At 47.7% G+C, this 8,690-nt stretch carries 14 protein-coding genes; 12 read left to right on the forward strand and 2 right to left on the reverse strand.

Translation table 11 applies throughout. The features are described from left to right. The first annotated feature begins 59 nt into the window (after positions 1-59). The 4 genes from DWZ16_RS13850 (at position 60) to DWZ16_RS13865 (ending at position 1,360) form a co-directional block, all read left to right on the forward strand. On the forward strand, positions 60-218 hold the full coding sequence (locus DWZ16_RS13850; RefSeq protein ID WP_118523055.1) for a Maff2 family mobile element protein: 159 nt from the start codon (positions 60-62) through the stop codon (positions 216-218). 158 nt (positions 219-376) lie between these two features. After that, complete coding sequence (locus DWZ16_RS13855) at positions 377-649, forward strand: helix-turn-helix domain-containing protein (protein ID WP_002592127.1); 273 nt, start codon at positions 377-379, stop codon at positions 647-649. After that, complete coding sequence (locus DWZ16_RS13860) at positions 609-986, forward strand: TnpV protein (RefSeq protein ID WP_002592126.1); 378 nt, start codon at positions 609-611, stop codon at positions 984-986. Before DWZ16_RS13855 ends, DWZ16_RS13860 begins: the two co-directional genes overlap by 41 nt. 47 nt (positions 987-1,033) lie before the next feature. Then, positions 1,034-1,360: a hypothetical protein gene (locus tag DWZ16_RS13865; RefSeq protein WP_002592125.1), complete on the forward strand. Its 327-nt coding sequence runs from the start codon at positions 1,034-1,036 to the stop codon at positions 1,358-1,360. A gap of 171 nt (positions 1,361-1,531) precedes the next feature. On the opposite strand, the gene DWZ16_RS13870 is transcribed toward DWZ16_RS13865, so the two are convergent. Beyond that, positions 1,532-2,338, reverse strand: coding sequence for a helix-turn-helix domain-containing protein (locus DWZ16_RS13870; protein ID WP_118523056.1), 807 nt, complete (start codon positions 2,336-2,338; stop codon positions 1,532-1,534). A gap of 484 nt (positions 2,339-2,822) precedes the next feature. Between DWZ16_RS13870 and DWZ16_RS13875 the strand changes: the two genes are divergently transcribed. The 8 genes from DWZ16_RS13875 to DWZ16_RS13910 all read left to right on the forward strand — a co-directional run bounded on the left by DWZ16_RS13875 (position 2,823) and on the right by DWZ16_RS13910 (position 8,495). After that, entirely contained in the window at positions 2,823-3,011 is a 189-nt protein-coding gene (locus DWZ16_RS13875; RefSeq protein ID WP_002592123.1) for a hypothetical protein, read from the forward strand. Continuing rightward, a complete protein-coding gene (locus tag DWZ16_RS13880; protein WP_002592122.1) occupies positions 3,008-3,349 on the forward strand; it encodes a DeoR family transcriptional regulator in 342 nt (113 codons plus the stop codon). The genes DWZ16_RS13875 and DWZ16_RS13880 overlap by 4 nt, the downstream gene beginning before the upstream one ends. Further along, complete coding sequence (locus DWZ16_RS13885) at positions 3,342-3,638, forward strand: DUF3847 domain-containing protein (RefSeq protein WP_002592121.1); 297 nt, start codon at positions 3,342-3,344, stop codon at positions 3,636-3,638. The genes DWZ16_RS13880 and DWZ16_RS13885 overlap by 8 nt, the downstream gene beginning before the upstream one ends. Before the next feature lie 311 nt (positions 3,639-3,949). Further along, the gene (locus DWZ16_RS13890) at positions 3,950-4,204 is read left to right on the forward strand and encodes a CPCC family cysteine-rich protein (protein ID WP_002304358.1); all 255 of its coding nucleotides are present in this window, start codon (positions 3,950-3,952) and stop codon (positions 4,202-4,204) included. A 56-nt stretch (positions 4,205-4,260) separates the two neighbouring features. Continuing rightward, on the forward strand, positions 4,261-4,752 hold the full coding sequence (locus DWZ16_RS13895; protein WP_002304359.1) for a hypothetical protein: 492 nt from the start codon (positions 4,261-4,263) through the stop codon (positions 4,750-4,752). Between the two features lie 146 nt (positions 4,753-4,898). Continuing rightward, positions 4,899-6,479, forward strand: a complete 1,581-nt coding sequence (gene mobQ, locus DWZ16_RS13900) for a MobQ family relaxase (protein WP_002304361.1) — start codon at positions 4,899-4,901, stop codon at positions 6,477-6,479. Positions 6,480-6,544: 65 nt separating this feature from the next. Further along, positions 6,545-7,189 carry a CHC2 zinc finger domain-containing protein gene (locus DWZ16_RS13905; RefSeq protein ID WP_002304364.1) on the forward strand — a complete coding sequence of 215 codons (645 nt, stop codon included), beginning with the start codon at positions 6,545-6,547 and terminating at the stop codon, positions 7,187-7,189. Next, positions 7,158-8,495 carry a virulence-associated E family protein gene (locus DWZ16_RS13910; protein ID WP_002304366.1) on the forward strand — a complete coding sequence of 446 codons (1,338 nt, stop codon included), beginning with the start codon at positions 7,158-7,160 and terminating at the stop codon, positions 8,493-8,495. Before DWZ16_RS13905 ends, DWZ16_RS13910 begins: the two co-directional genes overlap by 32 nt. 28 nt (positions 8,496-8,523) lie before the next feature. Here the strand turns inward: DWZ16_RS13910 and DWZ16_RS17030 are convergent. Further along, on the reverse strand, positions 8,524-8,690 hold a 167-nt coding region (locus DWZ16_RS17030), incomplete at its 5' end, for a tweety protein (RefSeq protein WP_118523057.1).

Genomic DNA, 8,690 nt, shown 5'->3' on the forward strand with positions numbered 1-8,690 from the left:
GCCGCCTGTATGGGCGGCTTTTTTGTTACCGGGAAAATCCCGGAGAAATGGAGGCTTATATGGCATTTTTCTCATCTGCAATCGACACTTTACAGACCCTTGTTATCGCGCTCGGCGCTGGCCTTGGCGTGTGGGGCGTGGTTAATCTGCTGGAGGGCTACGGCTCGGATAACCCGGGCTCCAAGAGCCAAGGAGTCAAGCAGTTCATGGCTAATTAAAGGGAACAAAAAGAAAGGAAAAGCACAATCCAGACGGTATCAGCGGCAGGTTACAAGAATAAATTGTGATTTCACAAGATTGGTGCTATAATAATAAGAGAAAAGTTCCTGCCGGGGCAGCCGCCCCGGTGGTATGGATAGAAAGGCAGGAAAACAATATGCACATCAGCTATAAACCACTCTGGCACACACTGTTAGAGCGTGATATGAGAAAAGAAGATTTAAGGCTTGCCGCCGGTATGACAACGAATATGATTGCCAACATGAGCAAAGAGGGAAAGCACATCAGCATGGACACATTAGCCCGTATCTGCGAAACGCTGAATTGTGAGATTACCGATGTGATTGAGTTAGTACCAGACGAGCCTGCTTCCACAGGAGGTAAGGAACATGAGCGAATTGAAACCAAGAATAACAGAAAACGGAATTGATTATATCCTTGTTGGGGATTACTACATCCCGGATTTGAAGCTGCCGGAAGAACACCGCCCCATTGGAAAGTATGGACGGCTACACCGGGAATATTTAAGAGAAGTCCACCCAGCCAGATTGAACACATTGATATTGACCGGAGAGCTATGGACATATCTTACAGACCTGAACGAACAGGCACAGGAACGGTTAGACACCATCATGGAACAGATGAAAGCTGCCGAGGGCGTGACCGAAGAATTAAAGCGTACCCATCAAATGGAATGGGTGCAGCGTTGCAATAACATTCACAACCGGGCAGAAGAAATTATTTTGCGTGAGATAATTTATTCATAACGGTGTGATAGAATGATTATGACAAATCGGGATTGGTAGGTGATAGTATGAAAAAGAAAACAAAGATTATTATTGGAATTTTGGTTGTTTTTGCAATTTTAGTGGCAGGAATTAGTTATAGAGAATATATAAAGGCACACACATTTACACTCTCTGGCAATGAACAGATACAATCAATCACAGGAACTGTAAAAGTAAGTAGTCCGAAAGATACAGAAGTGATTTTTATTGATGTAAAAACTGGGGTAAATTATGCTATTCCTTATATTACCTCTGGAGCAAGTGAAACGATTAAGCTTGAAAAGGGAAAATGGTATAGTGTTGAAACAGGCGAAGGACTTACAATGAGTTTGGTGAATGTTCGTATAGAATAGATAGGGCGTATATTTATTTTTTTGTGGGGCGTAGGATCAAAAGTCAATAGAAAAAGATATGAGAAAGCATAAATAAAATTCCAGCTTGTCATTCTGAAAATTTAACTGAATAACCACAGCACAAACCGCTGCTACATGGAAGCTAACAAACCATGCAACAGCGGTTTTTCTTTACCGTTTTTTCCTCTGGCTGATTGGCGTTCCCATTTTCTTTGATTTTTTGAGAATCCGAATCAGCCAGCGAAATTCTTCGTCTGACAGATTTTTATAGTTGATACCGAGCTGTTTACAGTAAAGGACAACCAGCTTTTCATCCCGACTGCCCTTGAATTTTTCGACTGCTTCCAGATTTTCTTTCAATTCATCGGCAACGGTGGTCTGGGGCGCACTCTCGCTGTCCTTTTTGTGGGCTTCCCGAATATCCCGGATAATGAGGTTGAGGTCATCCCGTACCATGTGGCTGAAATACTCATCATCACTGATATGTGCGGCTTGCAGCACCTTCAAATGCGGGTCATCTTCGCCGGGGCGATACCGTTCAATGATTTCATGCCGGACGGTATCGACAAGGGCGTTGAGGTTCTGAATCTGCATGGTGGCAATCCCATCCACATAAATCTCAATGTCCGCAAGAAACTTGATAAAGTCCTTATGGGTGGCAAGTTCGCAGAGCAGACGGTTGTTAATCCGACCGCTTTTCAGAAGTGCCACCATTTCATCGCTCAAATGTAGCTCCCTTAATGGCGTGTTGATCTCCACCATGTTCTCTGTCCGGCAAAAGAGATAATCGAGGGACACCCCATAAAAATCTGCCAGCAGGATAAGATTACCATGGTTGATTTCCTTAAAATCATCTTTTTCATAACTTCCAAGAGCTGATTTTGAAATACCTGTTTGCTCTGCCAGTTCTTCCAGTTTTAATCCTTTGTTTAATCGTAAATCTTTTAGCCGTTCCTGTATTGTAGTAGCTCCGTTCATTGAAGCAGCTCCCCCTTTTTGACAACATATATAACCGTTGAATTGATTATACCATATCAATTCCGCAATCGTGGAAATTTCTGATTTTTACCCCGAATTCCTACTTTGTGGACATACGGCACAGGGCACAAAAATGTTCTATGATACAGGTAGTTCATCGATGGATTATTCCAATCGAATGACCAGCCTGTGTGGGATATGCTTCCCCGGTGATGTAGTGCCATGACTTTTGGCAGGGATATGGAGGAACCCTGACCAAAACGAGCATACCAAAGGGAGCGATACGCCGCTGTGAGATTCAGGGGAGGAACGACACCGGGGAGAACTGGCGAACTGACACCGAAATGATACCGAAACACGACAATCTGATAGGGGGATAGTCTACCCTATCACTGATACTTCGGGAGATTTTAAGCGGCTCTATGACCGTAATTTTGCCGAAAATCGCCCCGAAACCATACACAAAAACGGGAGGAAGCGCAATATGCCGAGAATGAGCAAAAAGAGGAAGCATGAGCTTTCCTTTTACCTCAATGACCGGGGGCGTGTCACTTACAACGAATTATGCCGGAAATGCCAGCATGGGTGCAGGCAGAGCTTCCGGGCGGTTGTGGTTGACTGCCCCCGTTATTTATCCAAACGAGCAAAGAAAAAGGAGGAACACACCGAATGAATTTTGAATTTATGACGATAGACACACCATTGCCGCCGTGTATGCCATTTCCCATAGCGTTGACAGGATTTCCAGTCAGCAGCACCGCAAAGGTCATGTACTGCCGGATGCTGGACGCTATGCTATCCAAAGGGCAGGAGGACGAAAACGGAATCCTGTTTGTCTGCTTCCCTGTCACAGCCATTGCCGCAGTCCTGTCCCGCAGCTCCATGACGGTCAAGCGTTCTCTGAATGAACTGGAAACCGCTGGGCTTATCATGCGGGTGCGTCAGGGTGTGGGAGAACCAAACCGGATTTATGTGCTGATACCGGGAAAGGAGGACGCTGCCCTTGCCTGAGACCTCAAAGCTGGAAAAACTCAACTGGGAGCTGGAGAAAAGCGAAAAGAAACTGCGGAAAGCCATCAATGATGAAAAGGCATTGCAGTACCAGTTAAAGCAGCTTACCCGAAAGGAACGAACGCACCGGCTCTGTACCCGTGGCGGTATGCTGGAAAGTTTTCTGCAAGAGCCGGAACGCCTGACAGATGATGATGTCATGCTGTTGTTGAAACTCATTTTTCACAGGCAGGACACGCAGGAACTATTGAAAAAACTGCTGGAACGGGAGAAGCCGGAAACCCCTTAGTTTACTAAGGGCGCAATTATACACCACCCAGAAGTTGGTGCATTGCGTTCTCCGAAGGCTCCTCGCCGGAGGGCTGTGATTTTCCGCAGTCATGGTCTGCTCCAAATCAAACAGGGGACGCTACGCTTCCCCTGCGCTGGCTGCCGCCAGCTACCCTTTTGTGGACTTGCCATCTGGGGACACCTTGCGCTGCAAGCTGTTCCCAGCCGACAAGTTTCATAAAATATGCTATCTTTTCGATAGGCAATAAAGTATAATGAAGTCAGCAATAAATCAGGAATTTGAGGTCAAGGATTAAACGGGAGGTTTATATGAAAAAATACCAATGTCCTTGCTGCGGATATTTTACCTATAATGTTCCGGCAAATAAAGATTGTGGGTATATTTGCCCCGTTTGTTTTTGGGAGAATGACCCGTTTATTGCTTCTGATAACGAACCAAGCGACTCTAATCATGGAATAACACTAAAAGAAGCGAAATTCAATTTCTCAAAATTTGGTGCTTGTGAAAAAGAAATGTTATGTTATGTCCGATCACCAAGAGATGATGAAAAAGAAATTTCATAGCGACAACTTCCAACTTGTAGAACTGAAAAATTGAAATTTGATGGGATGGTGATATTATGAAAAAGATAATGGCAGTTATGCTATCGTTGCTTGCTTGTACGGTTCTGCTTGCAGGGTGCAACACTTCCTCCGAAAGCAATGAAGAACAGTCCTTAAAGGTATATTCATTTAGCGGAGAAAATGAATATATTTCTGTGTCGAATGGTGTAATTATTTTAGATGGCAAAGATGAAATTTGCTATGGTGGTGATTTGAAAGTGATGTCAGACGATTTTGCTAATATTACCACATACTCAACGACCATTTATATCAATGGAAGCGAAAAAGAAACTCTGCTTTCTAATGGTGTTGATGATCAGACAGGTGAGACAATAGATGTTTCTGGAAATGTTGGACAAATTTCTGGTGACATTCTCAGAGATAGTGACGCTGATAAGTTGACTGATAATTTGTGGTTTGAATTGAAAACAACCAATTTGAACGGAGAAGAAAGCACTTATCGGGTACAGTTAGAGACAACTGAAATCACAAAGGAAGTCAAAAAGTAACCCCAAACTCTTACAACTAAATACCCGCCGCCCACAAAGCGGCACACCAAGCAGGAAATCTGAAAAAGGTTGCCTGCTTTTTTCTGCCCAAAATGAGGTGGCAAAACGCCACCCCATCCGCCAATCACAGAAAGGAGTGACACGAAATGCCCTGTCCGCACAACGAAATTTCTATTGTGCAGCGCAGCCAACAGCAGTCTGCGATTGCCGCCGCTGCTTACCAGAGTGGCGAAAAACTGTTCTGTGAATACGACCAGCAAGTGAAGCACTATCCGGAAAAGCGTGGTATCGTCCACAATGAAATCCTGCTCCCGGCAAATGCCCCACAGAAATATGCAGACCGCAATACCCTATGGAACGCCGCCGAAGCGGTGGAGAAGCAATGGAACTCCCAGCTTGCAAGGCGGTGGGTGCTTACCATCCCCAGAGAGATACCGCCTGACCAGTACGCTGTCCTTGTACGGGAGTTTTGTGAGCAGCAGTTTGTTTCCAAAGGCATGATTGCTGATTTTGCAATCCATGACCCCCATCCGCCGGGACACAATCCCCACGCCCATATCATGCTCACTATGAGGGCAATGGACGAACATGGAAAATGGCTTCCCAAGAGCCGCAAGGTTTATGACCTTGACGAAAACGGGGAACGGATAAAACTTCCGTCCGGCAGATGGAAAAGCCACAAGGAGGATACGGTGGATTGGAACGACCAGAAGTATTGCGAAATCTGGCGGCATGAATGGGAGGTCATCCAGAACCGCTATCTGGAAGCCAATGACCGTCCGGAGCGTGTGGACTTGCGTTCCTATGCCAGACAGGGGCTTGATATTGTCCCCACTGTCCATGAGGGGGCTGCTGTCCGGCAGATGGAAAAGCGTGGTATCCAGACGAATATCGGAAACCTGAACCGGGAAATCAGAGCCGCCAACAGTCTGATGAAGTCCATCCGGCAGCTTATCCAAAACCTCAAAGGCTGGATTACCGAGCTGGGAGAAAAACGGAAAGAGCTGCTTGCACAAAAAGCGGCGGAGGAAGCGACACTTCTTCCCAATCTGCTGATGAAGTACATGGAGATACGAAAGGAAGAACGGAAGGACTGGACGAGGGCTGGACAGAACCGGGGGACTTCACAGGACTTAAAGGCAGTCAGCGAAGCCCTGTCCTATCTCCGGCAAAAGGGACTTTCCACTGTGGAGGACTTAGAAGCGTTTCTGGAATCTTCCGGGAAATCAGCCGCAGATTACCGCAATCAGATGAAGCCAAAGGAAGCCCGCAGCAAAGTGATTGACGGGATTCTTGCCAGCCGGACAGACTGCAAGGAATGTAAGCCTGTCTATGAGAAGTACCAGAAGATATTTTTCAAGAAAACAAAGGAGAAATTCAAACAGGAACACCCGGAGGTTGCCCGGTATGCGAAAGCCGCCTCCTACCTTGCCAAGCACCCGGACGATAAGGACAGTACCCAAAAGGAGCTGCAAGAGGAGCAGGAAACGCTTCTGGAAGAAATTGCAGCCCTGAAAACACCGCTGACCGAGGTACAGGAGGATTTGAAGAAGCTGCGGGACATTCGCTACTGGGTACGGAAAGCCACCCCCGGCACAGAAGAAAGCAAAGAGCCGCCCAAGAAACAGCCTATCAAAGAAGTCTTGCAGGATAAGGCTGACGAGAAAAAAGCACAAAGAACTGTCCCGGCACAGACGAAGCACAAACAACAGGATATGGAACTTTAACAGGCACTTGCCATTTTCAATCAGAGAATGTCAGGTGCTTTTCTTATTTTCAAGGAGGGATAGATTTGAATGTATTTGAAGCTGTGAAGCAGTCCGTCACAACAAGACAGGCTGCGGAGCATTATGGAATCCATGCAGGGCGGAACGGGATGGCTTGCTGCCCGTTTCATCACGATAAAACCCCAAGCATGAAGCTGGATCGGCGTTACCACTGCTTCGGCTGCGGTGCGGATGGGGATGTGATTGATTTTGCCGCCGCCCTGTATGGGCTGGGAAAGAAAGAAGCCGCCGTACAACTGGCACAGGACTTCGGGCTTTCCTATGAGGACTGGAAACCGCCGGGAAAGGCAAAAAAGCCCAAGCCCCGGCAGAAATCCCCGGAGGAACAGTTTCAGGAAGCAAAGAACCGCTGTTTCCGTATTCTTGCCGATTATTTCCACTTGCTTATGGCATGGAGAACGGACTACGCCCCGCACTCCCTGGAGGAAGCCTTTCATCCCCGGTTTGTGGAAGCCTTACAGAAGCAAGCACAAGTGGAATATCTGCTGGATGTGCTGCTGTTCGGGGAAACAGAGGAAAAAGCGGCTTTGATTACGGACTACGGAAAGGATGTGATACAGCTTGAACAGCGAATGGCAGAGCTTGCAGCCGCAGACGCAGCGAGAACTAAAAAACACCATGAACGCCATGCAACCGCCCCAGAGCATTGAGGAAATCAAGGCGGGACTGGAAACTACCGAGAAAGGCGGTGTCCGTCAGAGCATACGGAACTGCCTGACCGTATTCCAGCGTGACCCGCTGCTTTCCGGGGCTATCGCATACAACATCCTGACCGACCGCAAGGACATCATAAAGCCCATCGGTTTTCACAGGGAAAGCACCGCCCTGAACGATACGGACATGAAGTATCTGCTTCTTTATCTGGAAGAAACCTACGGGCTTACCAATGAGAAAAAGATTGATAACGCCATCGGGATTGTGGCGAATGAAAACAAGTACCATCCCATCCGGGACTATTTAAGTACCCTTGTGTGGGACGGGACAGAACGAATCCGTTTCTGCCTGCGGCACTTTCTGGGGGCTGACGCAGATGATTACACCTATGAAGCGTTGAAGCTGTTCCTGCTGGGTGCAATCTCACGAGCCTTTCAGCCGGGGTGTAAGTTTGAAATCATGCTCTGTCTGGTCGGCGGTCAGGGGGCTGGCAAGTCCACCTTCTTCCGTCTGCTGGCAGTCCGGGACGAGTGGTTCTCCGATGATTTGCGGAAGCTGGATGATGACAATGTGTACCGCAAGCTGCAAGGTCACTGGATTATTGAAATGTCGGAAATGATGGCAACCGCAAACGCCAAGAGCATTGAGGAAATCAAGTCATTTTTAAGCCGGCAGAAAGAGGTTTACAAGATACCCTATGAAACCCATCCGGCAGACCGCCCCCGTCAGTGCGTATTTGGCGGCACTTCCAATGCCCTTGACTTCCTGCCCCTTGACCGTTCCGGCAACCGCCGCTTTATCCCCGTCATGGTGTACCCGGAGCAAGCCGAGGTTCACATTTTGGAGGAGGAATCCGCTTCCAGAGCCTATATCGGGCAGATGTGGGCGGAAGCGATGGAGATTTACCGAAGCGGCAGGTTCAAGCTGGCTTTCAGCCCCGCCATGCAGCGGTATCTCAAAGAACACCAGCGGGATTTTATGCCGGAGGACACCAAAGCCGGAATGATACAGGCGTATCTTGATAAGTACACCGGGAGCATGGTCTGTTCCAAGCAGCTCTACAAGGAAGCCTTGAACCATGCCTTTGACGAGCCGAAGCAATGGGAAATCCGGGAAATCAACGAGATAATGAACCAGTGCATTTCCGGCTGGCGGTATTTCCCGAACCCAAGAATGTTTTCCGAATATGGCAGACAAAAGGGCTGGGAGCGTGAAAACCCGGCAACGGACTCCGGCAACCCGTCTGAAAAAACGATGGATGGTTTTGTGGAGGTCACAGAACAGATGGAGCTTCCATTCTGAAAATGACCGCCCGTTGCACCCCCTGTTGCTATCCCGTTGCCGAGCCGGTTGCCGGGGAAAACCCCTTATTTCCGGGCTTTTCTCCCTTATAACAACCAAAACAACAGAAAAATAAAAGAAAAGTATAAATAGTAACCATCGCCAGATTGAGATTGTTTGCAAGGTCTTTTGAAGCCCGTTGCCGGACTTCGTTGC

The sequence above is a fragment of the Clostridium sp. AF29-8BH genome (assembly GCF_003478145.1).
Taxonomy (GTDB): domain Bacteria; phylum Bacillota; class Clostridia; order Lachnospirales; family Lachnospiraceae; genus Otoolea; species Otoolea fessa.